The sequence below is a fragment of the Streptomyces mutomycini genome (genome assembly GCF_001700505.1).
GTDB classification, from domain to species: Bacteria; Actinomycetota; Actinomycetes; order Streptomycetales; family Streptomycetaceae; genus Streptomyces; species Streptomyces mutomycini.
This window is the reverse complement of record NZ_MAPV01000023.1, coordinates 26,045-48,894: the sequence shown is the minus strand read 5'-3', so window position 1 is coordinate 48,894 and position 22,850 is coordinate 26,045. Positions and strand designations below refer to the sequence as shown.

At 70.3% G+C, this 22,850-nt stretch carries 21 protein-coding genes; 12 read left to right on the top strand and 9 right to left on the bottom strand.

The annotated features are described in order from the left end of the window. The first annotated feature begins 115 nt into the window (after nucleotides 1–115). The 5 genes from rlmN (at nucleotide 116) to BFF76_RS03095 (ending at nucleotide 5,840) form a co-directional block, all read left to right on the top strand. The gene (gene rlmN, locus BFF76_RS03115) at nucleotides 116–1,222 is read left to right on the top strand and encodes a dual-specificity RNA methyltransferase RlmN (protein ID WP_031100527.1); all 1,107 of its coding nucleotides are present in this window, start codon (nucleotides 116–118) and stop codon (nucleotides 1,220–1,222) included. Between the two features lie 265 nt (nucleotides 1,223–1,487). After that, on the top strand, nucleotides 1,488–2,585 hold the full coding sequence (locus BFF76_RS03110) for a thiamine ABC transporter substrate-binding protein (RefSeq protein ID WP_053929029.1): 1,098 nt from the start codon (nucleotides 1,488–1,490) through the stop codon (nucleotides 2,583–2,585). Between the two features lie 74 nt (nucleotides 2,586–2,659). Then, on the top strand, nucleotides 2,660–4,276 hold the full coding sequence (locus BFF76_RS03105; RefSeq protein WP_065847130.1) for an ABC transporter permease: 1,617 nt from the start codon (nucleotides 2,660–2,662) through the stop codon (nucleotides 4,274–4,276). 2 nt (nucleotides 4,277–4,278) lie between these two features. Further along, complete coding sequence (locus tag BFF76_RS03100; RefSeq protein WP_053929031.1) at nucleotides 4,279–5,304, top strand: ABC transporter ATP-binding protein; 1,026 nt, start codon at nucleotides 4,279–4,281, stop codon at nucleotides 5,302–5,304. Between the two features lie 83 nt (nucleotides 5,305–5,387). Continuing rightward, on the top strand, nucleotides 5,388–5,840 hold the full coding sequence (locus BFF76_RS03095; RefSeq protein WP_065847103.1) for an SRPBCC family protein: 453 nt from the start codon (nucleotides 5,388–5,390) through the stop codon (nucleotides 5,838–5,840). Between the two features lie 15 nt (nucleotides 5,841–5,855). Here the strand turns inward: BFF76_RS03095 and BFF76_RS03090 are convergent, their stop codons facing one another. The 5 genes from BFF76_RS03090 to BFF76_RS03070 form a co-directional block, all read right to left on the bottom strand. Next, nucleotides 5,856–6,974, bottom strand: coding sequence for an LOG family protein (locus tag BFF76_RS03090; protein WP_065847101.1), 1,119 nt, complete (start codon nucleotides 6,972–6,974; stop codon nucleotides 5,856–5,858). Nucleotides 6,975–7,008: 34 nt separating this feature from the next. Then, nucleotides 7,009–8,172, bottom strand: coding sequence for a hypothetical protein (locus BFF76_RS03085; protein ID WP_078958789.1), 1,164 nt, complete (start codon nucleotides 8,170–8,172; stop codon nucleotides 7,009–7,011). After that, the gene (locus BFF76_RS03080) at nucleotides 8,154–8,891 is read right to left on the bottom strand and encodes an ABC transporter ATP-binding protein (RefSeq protein ID WP_031100514.1); all 738 of its coding nucleotides are present in this window, start codon (nucleotides 8,889–8,891) and stop codon (nucleotides 8,154–8,156) included. Before BFF76_RS03080 ends, BFF76_RS03085 begins: the two co-directional genes overlap by 19 nt. Nucleotides 8,892–9,108: 217 nt before the next feature. Beyond that, nucleotides 9,109–10,488, bottom strand: coding sequence for an aspartate aminotransferase family protein (locus BFF76_RS03075; protein WP_031100512.1), 1,380 nt, complete (start codon nucleotides 10,486–10,488; stop codon nucleotides 9,109–9,111). Next, nucleotides 10,473–10,964 carry an Lrp/AsnC family transcriptional regulator gene (locus tag BFF76_RS03070; protein ID WP_031100511.1) on the bottom strand — a complete coding sequence of 164 codons (492 nt, stop codon included), beginning with the start codon at nucleotides 10,962–10,964 and terminating at the stop codon, nucleotides 10,473–10,475. The genes BFF76_RS03075 and BFF76_RS03070 overlap by 16 nt, the downstream gene beginning before the upstream one ends. A gap of 177 nt (nucleotides 10,965–11,141) precedes the next feature. Between BFF76_RS03070 and BFF76_RS03065 the strand changes: the two genes are divergently transcribed. Continuing rightward, nucleotides 11,142–12,581, top strand: coding sequence for a gamma-aminobutyraldehyde dehydrogenase (locus tag BFF76_RS03065; protein ID WP_031100509.1), 1,440 nt, complete (start codon nucleotides 11,142–11,144; stop codon nucleotides 12,579–12,581). A gap of 224 nt (nucleotides 12,582–12,805) precedes the next feature. On the opposite strand, the gene BFF76_RS03060 is transcribed toward BFF76_RS03065, so the two are convergent. Genes BFF76_RS03060 through BFF76_RS03050 form a run of 3 tightly spaced genes read right to left on the bottom strand, consistent with a single transcriptional unit; the run spans nucleotide 12,806 to nucleotide 15,426 of the window. Then, entirely contained in the window at nucleotides 12,806–13,612 is an 807-nt protein-coding gene (locus BFF76_RS03060) for an SAM-dependent methyltransferase (RefSeq protein WP_031100507.1), read from the bottom strand. 52 nt (nucleotides 13,613–13,664) lie between these two features. Beyond that, the gene (locus BFF76_RS03055; protein ID WP_031100504.1) at nucleotides 13,665–14,369 is read right to left on the bottom strand and encodes a glycerophosphodiester phosphodiesterase; all 705 of its coding nucleotides are present in this window, start codon (nucleotides 14,367–14,369) and stop codon (nucleotides 13,665–13,667) included. Between the two features lie 22 nt (nucleotides 14,370–14,391). Beyond that, nucleotides 14,392–15,426: an adenosine deaminase gene (locus BFF76_RS03050; protein WP_031100502.1), complete on the bottom strand. Its 1,035-nt coding sequence runs from the start codon at nucleotides 15,424–15,426 to the stop codon at nucleotides 14,392–14,394. Nucleotides 15,427–15,544: 118 nt separating this feature from the next. On the opposite strand from BFF76_RS03050, the gene BFF76_RS03045 reads away from it, so the two are divergent. Then, nucleotides 15,545–16,285 carry a DUF4190 domain-containing protein gene (locus BFF76_RS03045; RefSeq protein WP_031100500.1) on the top strand — a complete coding sequence of 247 codons (741 nt, stop codon included), beginning with the start codon at nucleotides 15,545–15,547 and terminating at the stop codon, nucleotides 16,283–16,285. Nucleotides 16,286–16,351: 66 nt separating this feature from the next. Here BFF76_RS03045 and BFF76_RS03040 read toward each other — a convergent pair whose 3' ends face one another. After that, nucleotides 16,352–16,891, bottom strand: a complete 540-nt coding sequence (locus BFF76_RS03040; RefSeq protein ID WP_053929033.1) for an NADAR family protein — start codon at nucleotides 16,889–16,891, stop codon at nucleotides 16,352–16,354. A gap of 217 nt (nucleotides 16,892–17,108) precedes the next feature. Between BFF76_RS03040 and BFF76_RS03035 the strand changes: the two genes are divergently transcribed. From BFF76_RS03035 to BFF76_RS03015, 5 genes are read left to right on the top strand one after another with little or no spacing between them, the layout of a single operon-like run. Next, nucleotides 17,109–18,623: a gamma-aminobutyraldehyde dehydrogenase gene (locus BFF76_RS03035; protein ID WP_065847099.1), complete on the top strand. Its 1,515-nt coding sequence runs from the start codon at nucleotides 17,109–17,111 to the stop codon at nucleotides 18,621–18,623. A gap of 48 nt (nucleotides 18,624–18,671) precedes the next feature. Beyond that, nucleotides 18,672–19,919, top strand: a complete 1,248-nt coding sequence (locus BFF76_RS03030; protein WP_065847097.1) for a polyamine ABC transporter substrate-binding protein — start codon at nucleotides 18,672–18,674, stop codon at nucleotides 19,917–19,919. A gap of 50 nt (nucleotides 19,920–19,969) precedes the next feature. Continuing rightward, on the top strand, nucleotides 19,970–21,121 hold the full coding sequence (locus BFF76_RS03025; protein ID WP_065847096.1) for an ABC transporter ATP-binding protein: 1,152 nt from the start codon (nucleotides 19,970–19,972) through the stop codon (nucleotides 21,119–21,121). Beyond that, nucleotides 21,118–22,041 (top strand): ABC transporter permease, encoded by a 924-nt coding sequence (locus BFF76_RS03020; protein WP_065847094.1) that lies wholly within the window; start codon nucleotides 21,118–21,120, stop codon nucleotides 22,039–22,041. Before BFF76_RS03025 ends, BFF76_RS03020 begins: the two co-directional genes overlap by 4 nt. Further along, entirely contained in the window at nucleotides 22,041–22,844 is an 804-nt protein-coding gene (locus tag BFF76_RS03015; protein ID WP_031100314.1) for an ABC transporter permease, read from the top strand. Before BFF76_RS03020 ends, BFF76_RS03015 begins: the two co-directional genes overlap by 1 nt. Nucleotides 22,845–22,850 lie beyond the last annotated feature (6 nt).

Sequence of the window (22,850 nt, the reverse complement as noted above, 5' to 3'; positions counted from 1 at the left end):
GGGCCGTGATACCCCCGCCGGCCTGGGCCGGAGCGGGCCGCGCGTGTTCCTCCCGTCCAGCCCGGTCCCTCGGCGGACCTGAGTACCACGGCGTGTCTGCGACACTGGACGAACCATGCCTAAGCCCGGAGAACTCACTTTCGTCGCGCCCCGCGGAGCCAAGCTGCCGCCGCGGCACCTCGCCGACCTCACGCCCGACGAGCGCAAGGAAGCAGTCGCCGCCACCGGCGAGAAGCCCTTCCGTGCCAAGCAGCTGTCGCAGCACTACTTCACGCGGTTCGCGCACGACCCGGCGGAGTGGACCAACATCCCCGCCGCCTCGCGGGACAAGCTCGCCGAGGCGATGTTCCCCGAGCTGATGTCGGTCGTCCGCCACATCAGCTGCGACGACGACACCACCCGTAAGACGCTCTGGAAGCTGCACGACGGGACGCTCGTCGAGTCCGTCCTCATGCGGTATCCGGACCGGGTGACCATGTGCATCTCGTCCCAGGCCGGCTGCGGCATGAACTGCCCGTTCTGTGCGACCGGGCAGGCGGGACTCGACCGCAACCTGTCCACCGCCGAGATCGTGCACCAGATCGTGGACGGCATGCGCGCCCTGCGCGACGGCGAGGTCCCGGGCGGGCCGGCGCGGCTGTCCAACATCGTCTTCATGGGCATGGGCGAGCCGCTGGCCAACTACAAGCGCGTGGTCGGTGCGATCCGCCGGCTGACGGACCCGGAGCCGGACGGCCTCGGTCTCTCGCAGCGCGGGATCACCGTGTCCACGGTGGGTCTGGTGCCGGCGATGCTGCGCTTCGCCGACGAGGGCTTCAAGTGCCGCCTCGCGGTCTCCCTGCACGCCCCGGACGACGAACTGCGCGACACGCTCGTGCCCGTCAACACCCGCTGGAAGGTCCGTGAGGTCCTGGACGCCGCGTGGGAGTACGCGGAGAAGTCCGGCCGCCGTATCTCCATCGAGTACGCGCTGATCCGCGACATCAACGACCAGGCATGGCGCGGCGACCGGCTGGGCCGGCTGCTCAAGGGCAAGCGGGTCCACGTCAACCTCATCCCGCTGAACCCCACCCCGGGCTCGAAGTGGACCGCATCGCGTCCCGAGGACGAGAAGGCGTTCGTCGAGGCGATCGCCGCCCACGGCGTGCCGGTCACCGTCCGGGACACCCGCGGTCAGGAGATCGACGGGGCCTGCGGGCAGCTGGCGGCATCCGAGCGCTGAGGCGGTCCGGCCGACGGGCGCGATCCGGCCGGTCCGACGGGTTCCGGCCGGTGTAGCCTGGCCGGGAAATCAACTTCATATTCCGACAGGGGAGCGCCACAGCGCTGAGAGTGCGGCACCGATTAAAGGTCGGCCGCAGACCCTCTGAACCTCGCCCGGGTCATTCCGGGTAGGAAGTTCGGACCTTACTCAAGCTGTTGCGCCCTGCCCGCTCGCCGAGCGGGCAGGGCCGCGTCTCTTCCTGGTCATCTCCAGGAGGAATCAGATGAACACCACCACGAAGTACGTGGCGACGGCGCTCGCCGCCGCGCTCGGCATAGGCGCGCTCGCCGGCTGCGGCGGGGCCGACGACGAGTCCGCGGGCGGTGACGGTTCCAGGAGTTCCAAGACCGTCACGCTGGTCAGCCACGACTCGTTCAGCGCCTCGGACGAAGTCCTGAAGGCGTTCACCGAGGAGACCGGCTACAAGATCAAGGTACTCAAGAGCGGTGACGCCGGAGCGGCGCTCAACCAGGAGATCCTGACCAAGGGGTCCCCGCGGGGCGACGTGTTCTTCGGCGCCGACAACACGCTGCTCTCCCGTGCCCTCGACAACGGCCTGTTCACGCCGTACGAGGCGAAGGGCCTCGACCGTGTCGCCGCCGACACCCGGCTCGACGCCGAGAAGCACCGGGTCACGCCCGTCGACACCGGTGACATCTGCGTCAACTACGACAAGAAGTACTTCGCCGACAGGAAGCTCGAGCCGCCGAAGACCTTCGACGACCTGCTGAAGCCCGCGTACCGGAACCTCCTCGTCACCGAGAACGCCGCCACCTCCTCGCCCGGCCTCGGTTTCCTGCTGGGCACCGTCGCCGCCCACGGGGAGACCGGCTACGAGGACTACTGGAAGAAGCTGAAGGCCAACGGCGTCAAGGTCGTGGACGGCTGGGAGCAGGCATACAACGAGGAGTTCTCCGGCTCCGCGGGCGGCAGGAAGGCCAAGGCCGACCGCCCGCTCGTCGTCTCGTACGCCTCCAGCCCGCCCGTCGAGGTGCTGTACGCCGATCCGCAGCCCACCGAGGCCCCGACCGGTGTGGCCACCGGCACGTGCTTCCGCCAGATCGAGTTCGCCGGTCTGCTGGACGGCGCGAGGAACGAGGCGGGCGGCAAGGCGCTGCTGGACTTCCTGATCAGCAAGAAGTTCCAGGAGGACATGCCGCTGAACATGTTCGTGAACCCGGTCGTGAAGGACGCGAAGCTGCCGGAGCTGTTCACGAAGTTCGGTGCGACCGTCGACAAGCCGGCGACCCTGGCCCCGGAGGAGATCGCCGAGAACCGTGAGCAGTGGGTCCAGTCGTGGTCCTCGCTCGTCGTGAAGTAACCGCGCGGCCCTCGGGCAAGGGCGGGCGCACCGGCAAGGGTGACGCGCGCGGGAACGCGGTGCGGCTCGGCCTCATGGCCGTGCCCGTCGCGTTCTTCGCGCTGTTCTTCGCCTACCCGGTCGTCGCGATCGTCGGCCGGGGTCTGAAGGCGGACGGCCACTGGCAGTTCGGCCGGATCGGCACGGTGCTGAGCCGGCCGGACATCCTCGACGTCCTCTGGTTCACCACCTGGCAGGCCCTCGCCTCGACCGTGCTCACCCTGCTGATCGCGCTGCCCGGTGCCTATGTCCTCGCGCGGTTCGACTTCCCCGGCAAGCAGTTGCTGCGTGCCGTGGTGACCGTGCCGTTCGTCCTGCCGACGGTCGTGGTGGGTACGGCGTTCCTGGCGCTGCTGGGGCGTGGCGGGTTCCTCGACGAGCTCTGGGGCGTACGCCTCGACACCACGGTGTGGGCGATCCTGCTCGCCCATGTGTTCTTCAACTACGCGGTCGTCGTACGCACCGTGGGCGGACTCTGGTCCCAGCTCGACCCCCGCCAGGAGGAGGCCGCACGGGTCCTCGGGGCCGGCCGCCTCGCCGCCTGGCGGCGGGTGACCCTGCCCGCCCTGGCCCCGGCCGTCGCCGCCGCGGCGCTCATGGTCTTCCTCTTCACCTTCACCTCCTTCGGCGTCGTCCAGATCCTCGGCGGTCCGGCCTACTCCACGCTGGAGGTGGAGATCTACCGGCAGACCGCGCAGCTCCTCGACCTGCCGACGGCCGCCGTCCTGACCCTGGTGCAGTTCGCGGCGGTCGCCGGAATCCTCGCCGTCCACGCCTGGACGGTGCGGCGCCGGGAGACGGCGTTGAAGCTCGTCGACCCGGCGCAGACGTCCCGGCCTCCACGCGGTGCGGGGCAACGGGCGCTGCTCGGCGGCGTCCTGCTGACGGTGCTGCTGCTCATCCTGCTGCCGCTCGGCGTGCTGGTGGAACGTTCCCTGGACACCTCCGGCGGCTACGGATTCGGCTTCTACCGCGCGCTGCAGTCCGCGGACTCCAACGGCTCCACCTTCCTGGTGCCGCCGCTCGACGCCATCGGCAACTCCCTGCGCTACGCGCTGGTCGCGACACTCATCGCCCTCGTGATCGGCGGCCTGGCCGCCGCCGCGCTGACCAGGCGGCGCGCGGGACGGCTCGTACGAGGCTTCGACGCCCTGCTGATGCTGCCGCTCGGGGTGTCGGCGGTGACCGTCGGCTTCGGCTTCCTCATCACGCTCGACAAGCCGCCGCTCGACCTGCGCACCTCCTGGATCCTCGTGCCGCTCGCCCAGGCACTGGTGGGCGTCCCCTTCGTCGTACGCACCATGCTGCCCGTCCTGCGCGCGGTGGACGACCGGCTGCGTGAGGCCGCCGCGGTCCTCGGTGCCTCGCCGCTGCGGGCCTGGCGCGAGGTCGACCTGCCGCTGGTCCGGCGGGCGGTGCTGGTGGCCGCGGGGTTCGCCTTCGCCGTGTCGCTCGGTGAGTTCGGGGCGACCGTGTTCATCGCCCGCCCGGACAACCCCACGCTGCCCGTCGCGGTCGCCAGACTGCTGGGGCGCTCCGGAGAGCTCAACTACGGCCAGGCGATGGCACTCAGCACGATTCTGATGCTCGTCTGCGCGGTGTCGCTGCTCCTGCTCGAACGTATCCGCACCGACCGATCCGGGGAGTTCTGAAGATGCTGGCAGTGGAGTCGGCCACGGTCCGGTTCGGCCGGCGGACCGCCCTGGACGCGGTGGACCTGGAGGTCGCGGACCACGAGATCGTCTGTGTTCTGGGTCCCAGCGGCAGCGGAAAGTCGACGCTGCTGCGGGCCGTGGCCGGGCTGCAGCCCCTGGACGGCGGGCGGGTGTTCCTGGACGGTGTGGACCAGGCGTCCCTGCCCGTGCACCGTCGCGGGCTCGGCCTGATGTTCCAGGACCACCAGCTGTTCCCGCACCGGGACGTCGGCGCCAACGTCGCCTTCGGACTGCGGATGCACGGTGTCCCCCGCGCCGAGCGCGACCGCAGGGCCGGTGAACTCCTGGACATGGTCGGCCTGCCGGGAGCGGGCCGGCGAGCCGTCGCCGCGCTGTCCGGCGGCGAACAGCAGCGGGTGGCACTCGCCCGTGCCCTGGCGCCCCGGCCCAAGCTGCTGATGCTCGACGAACCGCTCGGCCAGCTGGACCGGAGCCTGCGCGAACGCCTCGTCGTCGAACTGCGCACCCTCTTCGGCCGGCTGGGCACCACGGTGCTCGCCGTGACCCACGACCAGGGCGAGGCCTTCGCGCTCGCCGACCGGGTCGTGGTCATGCGCGACGGCCGGATCGCTCAGCAGGGCACCCCGCTGGAGGTCTGGCAGCAGCCCGCGTCGGCCTTCGTCGCCCGTTTCCTCGGCTTCGACAACCTGGTGGACGCCACGGTCACCGGTTCGGCCGCCGACACGGTCTGGGGCAAGGTACCGGTGCCCGAGGACTCGTCCCAGGGCGAGTGCGAGCTGCTCGTGCGGCCGGGCGGTGTGCGGATCGGCGGCCCGAAGGAGGGCCTGCGCTGCACGGTGGGCGTCCGTACCTTCCGCGGCCACCATGTCACCGTCGCCCTGCACCCCGGAGACGGGCCGTCCCTGCAGGCGGAGTGCGGTCTGCGGGACACCCCGGAGGAGGGGGACGTCGTGGGCGTGACGTTCGACCCGGCGGAGACGGTGGTGCTTCCCCCGGCCGGCTGACGCAGGCAACGGCACACCGGCTGGCGGCGCCCGTCGGACCGTGGTGCCCTTGGAACCGGAAACATCCGGAAGGGGCAGGCACCATGACGCGGTCGGCGCGCGAGGGCATCGACATCACCCGTCGCGTCGCGGCGCCGCGGGAGCGGGTCTTCGAAGCCTGGACGGTCCCCGAGGACTTCGCCGCCTGGTACGGAGGCGACGCCGACGTGCCGCTCGACCGGGTGTCGATGGACGTCACGCCCGGCGGTGGGTGGAGCCTGGTCATCGTCGTACCCGGCGCGGAGATGCCCTTCCACGGCGTCTACCGGGAGGTGGCCGCCCCCGAGCGGCTCGTGTTCACGCTGAAGGACCGGAGCGCGCCCCCCGACGCGGAGGGCGAGACCGTCACGGTGACCTTCACCGAGAAGAGCCGGAAGTCCACCGAGATGGCCTTCCGGCAGCGCGGCGGCAACCTCACGCCCGAGCAGTACGCCGCGGCCGAGGACGGCTGGGAGGCGTTCTTCGACGCCCTCGACGCGCGGCTCGCCGCCCGCTGAGTCCGTCCCGCCCGGTCAGCCCGTCAGCCGGGCGAGCGCCGGGGCCGCCTCCTCCACCGTGTCGACGAGTGCGATACGGGACTCCATCGCCCGGCCCGCCGCCAGTGCGCCGAGCAGCGGCCAGGCGGGGAGTTTCTCGGTCCAGTGCGCGCGGTTCACCAGCACCATCGGGGTGGGCGCGGACCGGGACTCGTAGTAGTTCGGCGTCGCGTTGTCGAAGATCTCCTGCACGGTGCCCGCCGCACCCGGCAGGAAGATCACCCCGGCGGTCGAGCGGGCCAGCAGCCCGTCCTCGCGCACGGCGTTCGCGAAGTACTTGGCGATGTGGTCCGCGAAGGCGTTCGGAGGCTCGTGGCCGTAGAACCAGGTGGGGATCGCGACCGAGGACCCTCCCTCGGGCCAGCGCTCCCGTACGGCGAAGGCGGCGCCCACCCAGTCGGTGACGGACGGGCTGAACGACGGTGTGGCCGCGAGGAGTTCGCATGCCTTGAGCAGCATCGCGTCGGAGTGCGGAGCCGCGTACGCGCCGAGGTTGGCGGCCTCCATGGCGCCGGGACCGCCGCCCGTCGCCACGGTCAGACCACTGCGGGTCAGCTCCCTGCCGAGCATCGCCGCCCCGTGGTACGCCTCGGAGCCGCGGGCCAGTGCGTGGCCGCCCATCACACCCACCACCTCTGCCCCGGTGAGGTGTTCGTCCAGGGCGTCGGAGACCGCGTCGTCGTGGAGCGCCCGCAGCATCGACGCGAAGACGTCGCCGTTCGACTTGGTCAGCTGGAACCAGTCGTACGCCCGCGCGTCGGGGGTCGCCGCGTAACCGCCCTTCGCCAGACCCTCGTACAGGGCCTCCGGGGTGTAGAGCAGCCCGCGGTACGGGTCGAAGGGAAGCCCGGGGACCGGCGGGAAGACGAAGGCACCGTCCGCGCGTATCTTCGCCTCGGCGCGGGGTTCCATGCGGCAGCCGAGGAAGACGGCGCCCCGGGCGCCGGTCGTGAGCAGTGCGTCGCCCCGCTCCGTCAGGTCGACTGACTGGACACGGTGGTTGGCCAGCGTTCCGCCCGCGACCGCCCTGTCGAATGCGTCGAGCGTCTCTATCTCGACGCCTGGTGCGTAGGTGTTCTCGTCCGGATTCTCCACGCCGTCATGCTACGTACCGCCCCCGCTGCGGGTGTCACCCCGTCAGAGGCAGTGCCGCCAGCTCCGCGATCGCCCAGGTCAGCGGGACGAAGACGACCAGCAGCACCAGCGCCCGCAGGATGGCGGCGGTGCGGAGCGCGGAGGCCGGGGCCCCCAGCCGAAGCAGGGTACCGGCCGTGCGGGCACGGGCCTGCCTGGCCTCCAGGGCGGTGGTCAGCAGGGTCGCGGTGGTGCAGCCGAGGACGAGGACGGCGCCGAGCGCGGTGAGCGGGCCGAAGGGGCGGGGGCCGCCGGTCCAGAGCACGGAGGCGGCGATCACCCCGGACAGCACCGCGCAGACGATACCGAGCGGACGGCCGATCCGGGACGCCTCGTCCATCAGGACGCGGCCCGCCAGCAGCCGTACGGCTCCGGGGCGTACGGCCTGGAGCAGCCGCCCGCACAGATGGGTGAGGCCGGGCCCCGCCATGGCCAGGCCGATCGCGGTGAGCGTCCAGCCCGCGAGGACGGCGGCGGGGGTGGAGTCCAGCCTGCCGGGCAGCGGGAAGGGGTTGCCCGCGGAGCCGCGGCTCGCGTACGCCTCGACCGCGAGTCCGGCCGCGGTGAGTGCGACTCCCCAGGGCAGCCCCGTCGGCGCCGGCGCGGGCGCCAGATCGTCCTCGGCCTCCTGGGCGTCGGTCGGCGCCACCGGCCTGGAGCGAAGCGCGAGCCCGCCGGCCGCCGACGCGGTCAGCGGTACCAGCGCCAGCAGCGTCAGAGCCGCGGCGAGCGGCAGCGGGGTGCCGGCGCCCAGGAACTCGGCCGCCCCGCCGTCGAACGGAAGGCCGGTCAGATCGCCGCGCAGATGGAGGAAGACGAGCAGCGCCACCATCGACCCCAGGGTGGTGGACACCGCCGTCGAGATCGCCGCCAGAAGGGCGAGCCGGGCGGGGCCGAGCCCCGAGGCGAAGAGCCCGGGCCGCGGACGGGTACTCGGGTCCGTACGGGCGACCGCCACCGCGAACTGCACGGTCGCGGCGAGCGGGACGGCGCACCACAGCAGCCGCAGCACGGAGCTCGACGCGTGCGCCGGGTGCCCGGAGGCGTATCCCAGGGTGCACAGGAGCAGGAAGCCCACCCCGGCCGACGCGGCGGCGAGGAGCAGACGCCGCATCAGGACCAGGGGGTGCGAGCCGCGGGTCAGACGGAGAGCGAGCACGCCGAGCGGCCTTCCGTATCGGACGCGGCGGGCAGGGAGACGTTCGTGACGCGGCGGCCGTCCAGCATGCCGACCACACGGTCGGCGAGTGCGGCGACCTCCGCGTCATGCGTGGCGAGTACGACGGTGATCCCGTGGGACCGTGCCGCCGTGGTGAGAGTGCGCAACAGCTGTGTGCGCTCGGTGTGGTGCAGCGTCGCGGTCGGCTCGTCCGCGAAGATCACGGACGGCGACCCGGTCAGCGCGCGGGCCACGGAGATCCTCTGACGCTGGGACTGGAGCAGCGTGTGGGGCCGTTTCCTGGCGAGCGGACCGATGTCCAGGCGCTCCAGCCACTCGGTGGCGGCCTTCTTCGCCGCCCGGTGGGAGACGCCCCGCAGCAGCAGCGGCAGGGCGGCGTTCTCCCAGGTGCTGAGCTCGGGCACGAGCTGCGGTTCCGCCGCGATCCAGCCGAATCTGTCCCGGCGGAGCTGCTCACGCAGCCGGGGGCCCATGGTGTGCACGGGCACGCTGTTGAACCAGACCTCGCCCTGCTGGGGCACCAGCTGGCCGGAGAGACAGTTCAGCAGTGTCGTCTTGCCGCACCCGCGGCGCCCGGTGACGGCGAGGACCTCGCCGTCGCGGACGCCGAGCGATACACCGCTGAGCCCCGGAGATCCGTTGTAGGAGTGGTGCAGGGAACGTGCCCAGATCACGTCGTTGTCGGGCGGGGCCACCATGGCGTACACCTCGGTTCGGATCAGATTTCCCATTCCCCCGTATGGGGGAACGAAGGCAAGGCCGATCGGTCACTCGGCACGCTAGGCAGCCGGACCGGGGTGTCGGGACAGCACACGGCCCGGATGCACCCCTTCTCACTCGAACGGGTGCATCCGGGCCATGTAGAACGTATGAAATGCCTTTCCGGGCGGTGTTTTCCGGCGCTCGGGGCGCCGGTCAGAGCTTCGCCCAGGCCTCCGTCAGCACACCGCGCAGGATGCCCTCGATCTCGTCGAAGGTCGACTGGTCGGAGATCAGCGGAGGCGCGAGCTGGACGACCGGGTCGCCGCGGTCGTCGGCCCGGCAGTAGAGGCCGTTCTCGTACAGGGCCTTGGAGAGGAAGCCGTAGAGGACGCGCTCGGTCTCCTCGTCGGTGAACGTCTCCTTGGTGGCCTTGTCCTTCACCAGCTCGATGCCGTAGAAGAAGCCGTTGCCGCGCACGTCGCCGACGATGGGCAGGTCGTGCAGCTTCCGCAGCGTCGTCAGGAACGCGTGCTCGTTGTCCAGGACGTGCTGGTTGAGGCCTTCACGCTCGAAGATGTCGAGGTTGGCGAGAGCGACCGCGGCGGACACCGGGTGGCCGCCGAAGGTGTAGCCGTGCAGGAAGGTGTTGTCACCCTCGTAGAACGGCTCGGCCAGGCGGTCGGAGACGATGCAGGCGCCGATGGGGGAGTAGCCCGAGGTCATGCCCTTGGCGCAGGTGATCATGTCCGGTACGTAACCGAACTTGTCGCAGGCGAACATCGTGCCGAGGCGGCCGAACGCGCAGATGACCTCGTCGGAGACGAGCAGCACGTCGTGCCGGTCGCAGATCTCCCGCACCCGCTGGAAGTAGCCGGGCGGCGGCGGGAAGCAGCCGCCGGCGTTCTGCACGGGCTCCAGGAAGACGGCCGCGACGGTGTCCGCGCCCTCGAAGAGGATCTCCTGCTCGATCTGGTCGGCGGCCCAGCGGCCGAACGCCTCCGGGTCGTCGCCGAAGAGCGGTGCGCGGTAGATGTTGGTGTTAGGCACCTTGCGCGCGCCGGGTACCAGCGGCTCGAACGGGGCCTTGAGCGCGGGCAGTCCGGTGATCGACAGGGCGCCCTGAGGGGTGCCGTGATAGGCGACGGCGCGTGAGATGACCTTGTACTTGGTCGGCTTGCCCTTGAGCTTGAAGTACTGCTTGGCGAGCTTCCAGGCCGTCTCGACGGCCTCGCCGCCGCCGGTGGTGAAGAAGACCTTGTTGAGGTCGCCCGGGGCGTGGTGGGCGAGCCGCTCGGCGAGCTCGACGGCCTTGGGGTGGGCGTAGGACCACACCGGGAAGAAGGCCAGCTCCTGCGCCTGCTTGTACGCCGTCTCGGCGAGCTCGTGACGGCCGTGTCCGGCGTTGACCACGAAGAGGCCGGAGAGGCCGTCGAGGTAGCGCTTGCCCTTGTCGTCGTAGATGTAGGTGCCTTCGCCACGCACGATGGTGGGAACGGGCGCGTTCTCGTAGTCCGACATGCGGGTGAAATGCATCCACAGGTGGTCGTACGCGGTGCGGCTGAGGTCCTTGCTCACGGCTATCGGGTTCCCCACATATAGGTCTGCTTCTTGAGCTTGAGGTAGACGAAGCTCTCGGTGGAGCGCACCCCGGGGATGGCCCGGATGCGTTTGTTGATCGTCTCCAGCAGGTGGTCGTCGTCCTCGCAGACGATCTCCACCATCAGGTCGAAGGAGCCCGCGGTCATCACCACGTACTCGCACTCGTCCATGGCCGCCAGGGCCTCGGCCACCGGGTCGAGGTCGCCCGCGACGTTGATGCCCACCATCGCCTGGCGCCGCAGTCCCACGGTGAGGGGGTCCGTGACGGCGACGATCTGCATCACGCCCTGGTCCAGCAGCTTCTGGACGCGCTGGCGCACGGCGGCCTCGGAGAGGCCAACGGCCTTGCCGATCGCGGCGTACGGCCGACGGCCGTCCTCCTGGAGCTGCTCGATGATCGCGAGGGACACGGCATCGACGGCTGGTGTCGATCCGTTCCCGGTCCTGGAGTCTGCGCTGCGACTGGCCACAACCCCACTTTGCACCGCGCCTCGTCTGTCTGGCAAGCCTGAATCGATGAAATTCGTTGTCTGGGACTCCCGATCGCACTGAATCCGAAGTTCGCGGCGGGTGGGTATGTCGAAAGCGTCACCCAACGGTTTAGGGTGGAAGTCTCACCCATCGGACAGCCGACAGGAGGGGTGGTTGTGACCACCGAGGTGCGCCGTCTGCGCAACTACATCAACGGAGAGTTCCGGGACGCCGCGGACGGGCGGACCATCGACGTGGTCAACCCGGTGACGGAAGAGGTCTACGCGACCTCCCCGCTCTCCGGACAGGCCGACGTCGACGCCGCCATGACCGCCGCGGCCGCCGCGTTCCCCGCGTGGCGTGACGTGACGCCCGCCGAGCGCCAGAAGGCACTGCTGAAGATCGCGGACGCCTTCGAGGAGCGTGCGGAGGACCTCATCGCGGCCGAGTCCGAGAACACCGGCAAGCCGCTGGAGCTCACCCGCACCGAAGAGATCCCTCCGATGGTGGACCAGATCCGCTTCTTCGCGGGCGCCGCCCGGCTGCTGGAGGGCCGCTCGGCCGGCGAGTACATGGAGGGACTCACATCCATCGTCCGCCGCGAGCCCGTGGGTGTCTGCGCCCAGGTCGCGCCGTGGAACTACCCGATGATGATGGCCGTGTGGAAGTTCGCCCCGGCGCTGGCCGCGGGCAACACCGTCGTCATCAAGCCGTCCGACACCACTCCGGCGTCGACCGTGCTGATCGCCGAGATCATCGGGCAGATCCTGCCCAAGGGCGTCTTCAACGTCATCTGCGGTGACCGCGAGACCGGCCGCGCGATGGTCGAGCACCCGACCCCGGCGATGGCCTCGATCACCGGCTCCGTACGGGCCGGTATGCAGGTCGCCGAGTCCGCGGCCAAGGACGTCAAGCGCGTCCACCTGGAGCTCGGCGGCAAGGCGCCCGTCGTCGTGTTCGAGGACACCGACATCGCCAAGGCCGTCGAGGGCATCTCCGTCGCGGGCTACTTCAACGCCGGCCAGGACTGCACGGCCGCGACCCGTGTCATGGTCCACGAGTCCATCCACGACGAGTTCGTCACCGCGCTCGCCAAGGCTGCGGCCGACACGAAGACCGGTCTGCCGGACGACGAGGACGTGCTGTACGGCCCGCTCAACAACGCCAACCAGCTGGCGCAGGTCAGCGGGTTCATCGAGCGGCTCCCCGCGCACGCCAAGGTCGAGGCGGGTGGCCACCGGGTCGGCGACAAGGGCTACTTCTACGCCCCGACCGTCGTCTCCGGCCTCCGGCAGGACGACGAGATCGTCCAGCACGAGGTCTTCGGGCCCGTCATCACCGTCCAGTCCTTCACGGACGAGGCCCAGGCCGTGGAGTACGCCAACGGCGTCGAGTACGCGCTGGCCTCCTCGGTGTGGACCAAGGACCACTCCCGCGCGATGCGGATGTCCAAGAAGCTCGACTTCGGCTGTGTGTGGATCAACACCCACATCCCGCTCGTCGCCGAGATGCCGCACGGCGGGTTCAAGAAGTCGGGCTACGGCAAGGACCTCTCCGCGTACGGGTTCGAGGACTACACCCGCATCAAGCACGTCATGACGTCGCTCGACGACTGACCCGCGCACAGCGGCGACCACGGCCCCGGGCCCTGCCCGGGGCCGTTGGCGTGTCCCCTGATCTGCGGGCCGATCCGGGACATCCCCTTCCGGTGGGCCGTCGTCGACATGTTCTTCGAGGTCTTCGGCGTCATCCCGCTCCTCGTCGTCCGGCGCATGATCAAGCAGCTGGTGGCGATGGGTGACGTGCCCGTCGCCGTGCCCGCCTCATTCGCCGTCCGCGCTTACGGCTTGCGGCCCACCGCGCCGAACTGGGCCACCTCGGGGGTCCGCGCGGTCGGACCGGACCGCCAGCGGGAGCAGGACACGATGCCCGGTTCCAGGACGTCCAGGCCGTCGAGGAACGAGGCGAACTCCGAGCGGCTGCGGGCGGTGATCGGCGGGGTGGCGTTCTCGTTCCAGAAGCGCATCGCGGTCTCGTTGCCCGCGCCGCCCAGTTCCAGCGTCGGATGGGTGAGTACCAGGTGGCTCCCCGACGGCAGCGGGTCCATCAGCGTCCTCACGATGCTCCGCGCCTCCTCCGTGTCCAGGACGAAGTTGAGGATGCCCAGCATCATCACGGCGACCGGGCGCCGGAGGTCCAGGGTCCGGCCGGCCGCGCGCAGGATCCGCTCCGGATCCCGGGCGTCCGCTTCGATGTACCCGGTAGCGCCCTCGGGCGAGCTGGTGAGCAGGGAACGGGCGTGCGCCAGGACGATCGGGTCGTTGTCGACATAGACGACGCGGGCGTCGGGCGCCGTGTGCTGGGCGACCTCGTGGGTGTTGTCCGCAGTGGGCAGCCCCGTGCCGATGTCCAGGAACTGGCCGATCCCCGTGTCACCGGCCAGATGACGCACCGCCCGGCCGAGGAACGCCCGGTCGGCGCGGGCGACTTCGCCGATGCTCGGATACATGCCGGTGACCCGGTCGCCCACCACGCGGTCGACGGGGTAGTGGTCCCCGCCGCCCAGCCAGTAGTTCCACACCCGGGCGTTGTGGGCGATGTCGGTACGGACACGGGAGGGTGCGGTACGAGGGCCGGGCTCGGTCACGTCTGCTCCAGAGATCACGGGCGGTACGGACCGCCCATGATGCCGGTACCGATCAAGAGGCGCCACGGGAGCGGGAGTTGGCCAACTGCGCCCGGAGCGCGTCGATCCGGTTGGTGGTGATCGAGTCGACGCCGTACGCCAGCAGCCGGCGCATCGTGCGCCGGGTGTCCACCGTCCAGGCCGAGACCAGCAGCCCGTCGGCGTGGACGCGGCCCGTCAGCTCGCGGCTCAGCAGCCCGAAACGGTAGTTCAGCCAGCGCGGACGCACCGCTTCGAGCAGTACGGCACGCGGAGGGGCGAGCGTCGTCCAGGTCAGTGCGATCTCGGCGGACGGATCGGCAGCGCGCACCCTCAGCATCGCGTGCGTGTCCGCGCAGTAGTACACGCGCTCCCGCGCCCCGCACTCCCGCACCACGCCGACGATCTCCCGCACCGACGCGTCGGTCGCGCCGGGCAGGTCGAGCATGATCCGGCGGTCGCCGGCGGCGGACAGTGCCTCACGCAGGGTCGGCACCCCGCCGCCGCTCCTCTCCAGCAACTCCCGCCGGTCCAGCCGGTCGAGGCGGACGTCGTGGCCCCACAGGCGTTCCAGCGTGGAGTCGTGGAGCAGCACGGGCACCCTGTCCCGTGTGACGCGGACATCGATCTCGACCGCGTCCGCGCCCTGTTCCACGGCGGACCGGATCGAGGGCAGGGTGTTCTCGCGGGCACGGTAGGGATCGCCGCGGTGTGCCACGGCGGTGACGGTGGTGGTCATGGAGCCATTGTGACCGCCTGGGTCAGCGGCCGGGAGCCTCCAGCCAGTTCGTCGTGTACGTGTCGATCTCGGCGGCCAGCGTCCGCTTGCCGGCCGGGTCCAGGAACGAGGCCTCCACGGCGTTCTTCGCCAGGCCGGCCAGCCCGCGCTCGTCCAGGCCGAGCAGGCGGGCCGCCACCCCGTACTCGTTGTTGAGGTCGGTGCCGAACATCGGCGGGTCGTCGCTGTTGACCGTGACGAGGACGCCGGCCTCCACCATCTCCCTCATCGGGTGCCGGTCGAGGTCGGCGACCGCGCGGGTGGCGATGTTCGACGTAGGACAGACCTCGAGGGCGATGCGGTGCTCGGCGAGATGGGCCAGCAGCTTCGGGTCCTGGGTTGAGCTGGTGCCGTGGCCGATGCGCTCCGCGCGGAGCGCGGTGAGCGCGTCCCAGACGGTCTGCGGGCCCGTGGTCTCTCCGGCGTGCGGGACGGAGTGCAGACCCTCCGCGACGGCGCGGTCGAAGTAGGGCTTGAACTGCGGACGGTCCACGCCGACCTCGGGCCCGCCGAGTCCGAAGGAGACCAGCCCCTCGGGCCGCAGGTCCACGGCGAGCCGGGTGGTCTCCTCGGCCGCCTCGAGACCGGCCTCGCCCGGAATGTCGAAGCACCAGCGCAGGACGACGCCGAGCTCGGCCTCGGCGGCCTTGCGGGCGTCCTCGATGGCCTCCATGAAGCCCTGCTCGGGGATCCCCCGGCGGGTCGAGCTGAACGGGGTGACGGTCAGTTCCGCGTACCGGATGTTCTGCCGCGCCATGTCCCGGGCGACCTCGAAGGTCAGCAGACGGACGTCCTCGGGGGTGCGGACCAGGTCCACCACCGAGAGATAGACGTCGATGAAGTGCCCGAAGTCGGTGAAGGTGAAGAAGTCCGACAGTGCCTCGGGGTCCGTGGGGACCTTGGAGTCGGGGTGGTGTGCCGCCAGTTCGGCCACGATGCGGGGCGAAGCCGACCCGACGTGGTGGACGTGGAGCTCGGCCTTGGGCAGCCCCGCGATGAAGGGGTGCAGATCGCTCATCGGATACTCCCGGATCTCTGATTTCGGCCGGGTGCACCGGCTGCACCGATCATCGTAGGCGGGGCCCTGCGGCCGGAGACCGGGCCGTAGCATGGCGGGACCACGATGGGGGAGGCCCATGTCAGACAACACACAGCAGCCCGGGGGCGAGGGCGCGCCGCGCGATCCGTGGGCTCCGCCGGACAACAGGGTCGACCTGGGCAAGCAGCCCATGGACGCCGTCCCGCCCGCGGTGCACAACCAGCCCACGGTCACGTCCATGCCGAGCCCCGACTCGGGCAACGGGCCCATACCCGGACCCACCGGGGCTTTCGGCCCGCAGCAGCCGCCCGTGCCCGCGCCGCCGGTCGGGCCGAACGGACCCGGGCAGCCCGGCTACCCGTCCGCGCCCGCCGCGCCCTCGGCGTCGTACGGTTACCCGTCCGAGCCCGCCGCACCCGCCGCGTCCTACGGTTACCCGTCCGCGCCCGCCGCGCCCTCGGCGTCGTACGGCTACCCGGGATACCCGGGCTACGGCGGCCAGCAGCCCTGGGGTCCGGCGCCCGCGAACGGGCTGGGCATCGCCGCGATGGTCCTCGGCATCATCGCGGTGGTCGGCTTCTGCATGTACGGGCTCGGAGTCGTCCTGGGCGTCCTCGCCCTGATCTTCGGCATCATCGGCCGGGGCCGAGCCAGGCGGGGTGAGGCGAGCAACGGGGGCATGGCGCTCGCCGGGATCATCCTGGGGTCGATCGGAATCGTCATCAGCGCGGTCTTCCTGGGATTCATCATCTGGGCCATCGCCAACGACGAATCGGGAAGCGGCTACGACTACGACGATCCCTACTCCACGTCACTGGTCGTCGGCACCTCCCGCTGACCAGCGGTGAACGGCCGCCTGTGGCCGGGTCCGGGACGTACCTCCCGGACCCGGCCGCACGCCGTGTCACCCCGCGCGCAGCCGCGCACGCGCCTCCATGAGCGCGAAGCCCAGCAGATTGAGCCCACGCCACGAAGCCGGGTCCGCGGTGCGGGGATCGTCCTTGGTGAGCCCGATGCCCCATATCCGGTCCATCGGACTGGCCTCGACGAGCACGCGCTCCCCGGTGCCCAGCAAGTACCCACGCAGCGCCGGGTCCTGCCCGAACTTGTGGACGCTGCCCGCGACGACCAGGGCGAACCGCTCCCGTGCCCATAGGCCGTCGTCGAACCCCCTGACCAGCCGGCCCACCTCCTTCGCCGCGGCGGGACTGCCCGCCGCCACGGCCCGCGCCTCGGCCTCCGCGTCCCCGAACAGCCGCGCCTTGCCGGCCATCATCCAGTGCTCGGCCGAGGCGTAGGTCACCGAATCGACGGTGAACGGCGCCGGCCACCACTGGCTGAGGCAGCTCTCCCCGAGCCTGCCGTCCACGCGGGGCCGGTGCCCCCAGAACGGCAGGTACTTCAGGCTCTCCCCGCGTGCCGTACGCGCCAGGAGGAGGTCCATGTGTTCCTGTCCCATGGCAGCCGAGTCTGGCATCCGCCACTGACAGTCAGTACAGGGATTTCCGTACACGCGAGACACTTCGTCGACAGATTCCGTTGCGTAACCAAAAGGAAACAACGGAATCACTTGTTGGTAGAGGTCTGCTCTGTCAGGATCGGCACTCAATTCGACGAGAAGCTACGCCGGCCCTGGTCACGGCGCAGCGGAGGAGAACGTCATGGGCAAGGGCTTCCAGCCGCAGGACCGCTTCGCCGGGGGTGCGCAGTACATCGGCGGACGGCTGCGCCACGGCACCTCGGGTTGCCATCAGGACGTGGTCGACCCCGCCACGGGCAGCACGGTCCTGCGCTACGAACTGGCGGGCACCGACGACGTCGACGCCGCCGTGGCGGCCGCCCGTGAGGCGTTCCCCGGCTGGTCGGGGCTCACCCCCGCCGAACGGTCCGAGGCGCTGCACCGCTTCGCCGCCGTACTCGCCGAGCGGGCGGAGGACCTCGCGTACGCCGAGTCCCTGCAGTGCGGCAAGCCCGTCAAGCTGTCCGCCGGGTTCGACGTCCCCGGCACCGTCGACAACGCCTCGTTCTTCGCCGGTGCCGCCCGTCACCTCGAAGGGAAGGCGGCCGCCGAGTACAGCGGCGACCACACCTCCTGCGTACGCCGTGAGGCCCTCGGGGTCATCGGCTCGATCGCTCCCTGGAACTACCCGCTCCAGATGGCGGCCTGGAAGATCCTCCCGGCCGTCGCCGCGGGCAACACCATCGTGCTGAAGCCCGCCGAGATCACGCCGCTGACCTCGCTGATGTTCGCCCAGGCGGCCACGGAGGCCGGCATCCCCGACGGGGTGATCAACATCGTCTCCGGTGCCGGGAGGGACGCGGGCGAGCACCTCGTGAGCCACCCCGACGTCGTGATGACCTCCTTCACCGGATCCACCGCCGTCGGCAAGCGGGTCGCCGCGCTGGCCACCGCCACCGTCAAGCGCCTGCACCTGGAGCTCGGCGGCAAGGCGCCGTTCCTCGTGTTCGACGACGCCGATCTCGACGCCGCGGTCAACGGAGCGGTCGCCGGAGCCCTGATCAACACGGGCCAGGACTGCACGGCGGCCACCCGCGCCTACGTCCAGCGCCCCCTCTACGACGCGTTCGTGCGCGGGGTCGCCGCCCTGATGGAGACCGTGCGCCTCGGCGACCCCTTCGAGCCGTCGACCGATCTCGGACCGCTGATCAGCCGTCAGCAGCGCGACCGCGTCGCGGGCTTCGTCGACAGGGCCCGCGCCTACGCCACCGTCGTCACCGGCGGTGAGGCGCCCGGCGGCGAACTCGCCGCCGGCGCCTACTACCTGCCGACCCTGATCACCGGCGCCGCCCAGGACAGCGAGGTCGTCACCTCGGAGATCTTCGGTCCCGTCCTGGTCGTGCTGCCCTTCGACACCGACGACGAGGGAATCCGCCTCGCCAACGACACCCCGTACGGACTGGCCGCCTCCGCCTGGAGCACCGGTCTGTACCGGGCCAACCGCGCCACCCGTGAGCTCAGGGCGGGCTGCGTGTGGATCAACGACCACATCCCGATCATCAGCGAGATGCCGCACGGCGGATACAGGGCCAGCGGCTTCGGCAAGGACATGTCGTCGTACTCGTTCGAGGAGTACACGCAGGTCAAGCACGTCATGTACGACAACACCGCGGTGGCCCGGAAGGACTGGCACCGCACCGTCTTCGGGGACCGATAGCAGCGGCCGCCGCCCGGCGGCCCCACCCACCCGGAAGGGCACACGCGTATGGAGCAGTACGAGCCCGAGCGCCTCTCCGCGCCGCAGCTGGCCGCCATGAGGCGCAGCCTCACCCATGGCAGGGGCGCCCTCACCCGCCGTTCGCTTCTCCGGGCGTCGGGCATGGGAGCCCTCGCGCTCGGCGGCCTCGGAGCGCTGAGCGCCTGCGGCATCCCGCCCGCGAAGCGGGAGGGGGACACCGCGGCCTCCGACGACCACTCGGCAGCGGAGAAGCAGATCAACTTCTCCAACTGGACCGAGTACATGGACGTCAGCGAGGACGAGAAGAGCCGTCCGACCCTCGACGCGTTCACGAAACGCACCGGGATCAAGGTCAAGTACACCGAGGACATCAACGACAACGTCGAGTTCTTCGGGAAGATCAAGCCGCAGCTCGCCGCGGGCCAGGACACCGGACGCGACCTCGTCATCGTGACGGACTGGCTGGCCGCCCGCATCATCCGGCTCGGCTGGGCACAGAAGCTCGACCAGGCGAACCTGCCGCACGCCTTCGCCAACCTCTCGTCCCAGTTCCGTACGCCCGACTGGGACCCGGGAAGGGCCTACTCCTATCCGTGGACCGGTATCCCGACCGTCATCGCCTACAACGAGAAGGCGACCGGCGGCCGGAAGGTCGATTCCGTCACCCAGCTGCTCGACGACCCGAAACTGAAGGGGAAGGTCTCCTTCCTCTCCGAGATGCGCGACTCGGTCGGCATGACGCTCCTCGACATGGGCAAGGACCCCGGGTCTTTCACCGACGCCGACTTCGACGCGGCCGTCGGCCGGATGCAGAAGGGCGTCGACACGAAGCAGATACGCCGCTTCACCGGCAACGACTACACCGCGGACCTGAGCAAGGGCGACATCGCGGCCTGCGTGGCCTGGGCGGGAGACATCATCCAGCTCCAGGCCGACAACCCCGCGATCAAGTTCTCGATCCCGTCCGCCGGCTACATCACCTCGAGCGACAACATGCTGGTCCCGGCCAGGGCACGGCACAAGACCAACGCCGAGAAGCTCATGGACTACTACTACGAACCCCCCGTCGCCGCCCAGCTCGCCGCCTACATCAACTACGTCTGCCCCGTGGACGGGGTCGCCGGGGAGCTCGCGAAGATCGACGAGTCGATGGCGTCCAACACGCTGATCCTCCCCGACAGGGCGATGGCCGCGAAGTCGCGGGCGTTCCGTTCCCTCAGTGCCGAGGAAGAGACGGCGTACGAGGAGAAGTTCGCCAAGCTCATCGGCGCCTGACCTGCCCGTCCCCTTCCCGTTCCCCTCCGACACCACTGGGACCGCGACCCATGACACAGCAGCAGACAGAGGGCGGCGACGTCCGTCTCACCGGGATCAGCAAGACCTACGGCTCCTTCACCGCAGTGCACCCCCTCGACCTCACCGTCCCGCAGGGCTCCTTCTTCGCGCTGCTCGGCGCGTCCGGCTGCGGCAAGACCACCACCCTGCGCATCATCGCGGGCCTGGAGGACACCACCACCGGCACGGTCTCGCTCGGCGGCCGGGACATCACGGACCTGCCCCCGTACAAGCGGCCGGTCAACACCGTCTTCCAGAGCTACGCCCTGTTCCCGCACCTCGACGTCAGCGAGAACATCGCCTTCGGGCTGCGCCGCCGCGGCATCAGGTCCGTCGGCAAGCAGGTCGGCGAGATGCTCGACCTCGTCCAGCTCGGCGACTTCGCCCGACGCAAGCCGCACCAGCTGTCCGGCGGCCAGCAGCAGCGCGTCGCCGTGGCCCGCGCGCTCATCAACCACCCCCAGGTGCTCCTCCTCGACGAGCCGCTCGGCGCCCTCGACCTCAAGCTGCGACGTCAGATGCAGCTCGAACTCAAGCGGATCCAGACCGAGGTCGGCATCACCTTCGTCCACGTCACCCACGACCAGGAGGAGGCCATGACCATGGCCGACACCGTCGCGGTGATGAACGGCGGCCGGGTCGAACAGCTCGGCGCCCCCGCCGAGCTGTACGAGAACCCCCGGACCACCTTCGTGGCGAACTTCCTCGGCACCTCCAACCTCATCGAGGGGCGGATCGTCTCCACGGGTACGGACGTCGTCGTCGCGGCCGGCGGCGGGAAGCTCAGGCTGCCCGGCGGGCGGTGTCCGTCCTCCGCGGAGAGCGGGGGCAAGGTCCTCGTCGGCGTGCGCCCCGAGAAGATCTCCCTCACCCACACCGATGACGCGGCCGCGATACCCGACGGCCGCAACCGGGTCGCCGGCCGCATCACCGACTCCAGCTTCATCGGCGTCTCCACGCAGTACGTCGTCGAGAGCCCGGCCGGCACGGCGCTCCAGGTCTACGAGCAGAACATCGAGCGCGACGGCAGGCTCGTACCCGGGGCCGAGGTCGTCCTGCACTGGAACCCCGAGCACACCTTCGGACTCGACGCGGCCCAGCACATCCACGCCGGCGCCGAAGCCCTCGAGGAAGCGGCGTGAGCGCCACCGAGGCGCCACCGGCGCCCCCCGAGAAGCCCGACGTACGCAAGCCGTCCGCCCGCAGGCGGCTCGTCCCGTACTGGCTGCTGCTCCCCGGCATCCTGTGGCTGCTCGTCTTCTTCGCGCTGCCGATGGTCTACCAGGCGTCGACCTCCGTACAGACCGGATCCCTGGAGAAGGGCTTCGAGGTCACCTGGCACTTCCGGACCTACTGGGACGCACTCGCCGAGTACTACCCGCAGTTCGTCCGTTCCCTGCTGTACGCGGGCACCGCCACGCTGCTGTGCCTGCTGCTCGGCTACCCGCTCGCGTATCTGATCGCGTTCAAGGCGGGCCGGTGGCGCAACCTGGTGCTCGTGCTCGTCGTCGCACCGTTCTTCACCAGCTTCCTGATCCGGACGCTGGCCTGGAAGACGATCCTCGCGGACGGCGGTGCGGTCGTGGACGTGATGAACACCCTGCACGTCCTGGACGTCACCGCCTGGCTCGGCTGGACGGAGAGCAACCGGGTCCTGGCCACCCCCATGGCGGTCGTCTGCGGTCTGACGTACAACTTCCTGCCGTTCATGATCCTGCCGCTGTACACCTCGCTGGACCGGATCGACGGCCGCCTGCACGAGGCCGCGCGCGACCTGTACGCCACCCCCGCCACCACCTTCCGCAAGGTGACGCTGCCGCTGTCCATGCCGGGGGTCGTCTCCGGCACCCTGCTGACGTTCATCCCGGCCAGCGGCGACTACGTCAACGCGGAGCTCCTCGGCTCCACCGACACCAAGATGGTCGGCAGCGTCATCCAGACCCAGTTCCTGCGGGTCCTGGACTACCCGACGGCGGCCGCCCTCTCGTTCATCCTCATGGCGGTCGTCCTGCTCGTGGTCACCGTCTACATCCGCCGCTCCGGTACGGAGGACCTGGTCTGATGCCCGTACTCCGATGGATCCGCCGGAACCTGGTCGTGCTCGCCGGTCTGCTGACCCTCGCGTACATGATCCTCCCGAACATCGTCGTCATGGTGTTCTCCTTCAACAAGCCGAACGGACGCTTCAACTACGCCTGGCAGCGGTTCTCCCTGGACGCCTGGAAGGACCCCTGCGGCGTCGCCGACCTCTGCGGTTCGCTCTCGCTCTCGCTGCGGATCGCCTTCTGGGCGACGATCGGCGCGACCGCGCTCGGCACGATGATCGCCTTCGCGCTGGTCCGCTACCGCTTCCGGGCCCGCGGCGCGATCAACTCGCTGATCTTCCTGCCGATGGCGATGCCCGAGGTCGTCATGGCCGCCTCGCTGCTCACCCTCTTCCTCAACATGGGTGCGCAGCTGGGCTTCTGGACCGTGCTGATCGCCCACATCATGTTCTGTCTCAGCTTCGTGGTGACAGCCGTCAAGGCACGGGTGATGTCCATGGACCCGAGGCTGGAGGAGGCAGCCCGCGACCTCTACGCGGGACCCGTGCAGACCTTCGTCCGGGTGACCCTCCCGATCGCCGCCCCGGGGATCGCCGCGGGAGCGCTGCTCGCCTTCGCGCTCTCCTTCGACGACTTCATCATCACCAATTTCAACGCGGGTTCCACGGTGACGTTCCCCATGTTCGTCTGGGGATCCGCGCAGCGTGGAACACCGGTTCAGATCAACGTCATCGGCACGGCGATGTTCGTCATCGCCGTGGCGGTGGTCCTCGCCGGACAGCTCGTCGCGAACCGGCGGAGGAGCAACGCGCGAAAGTAGAACCCG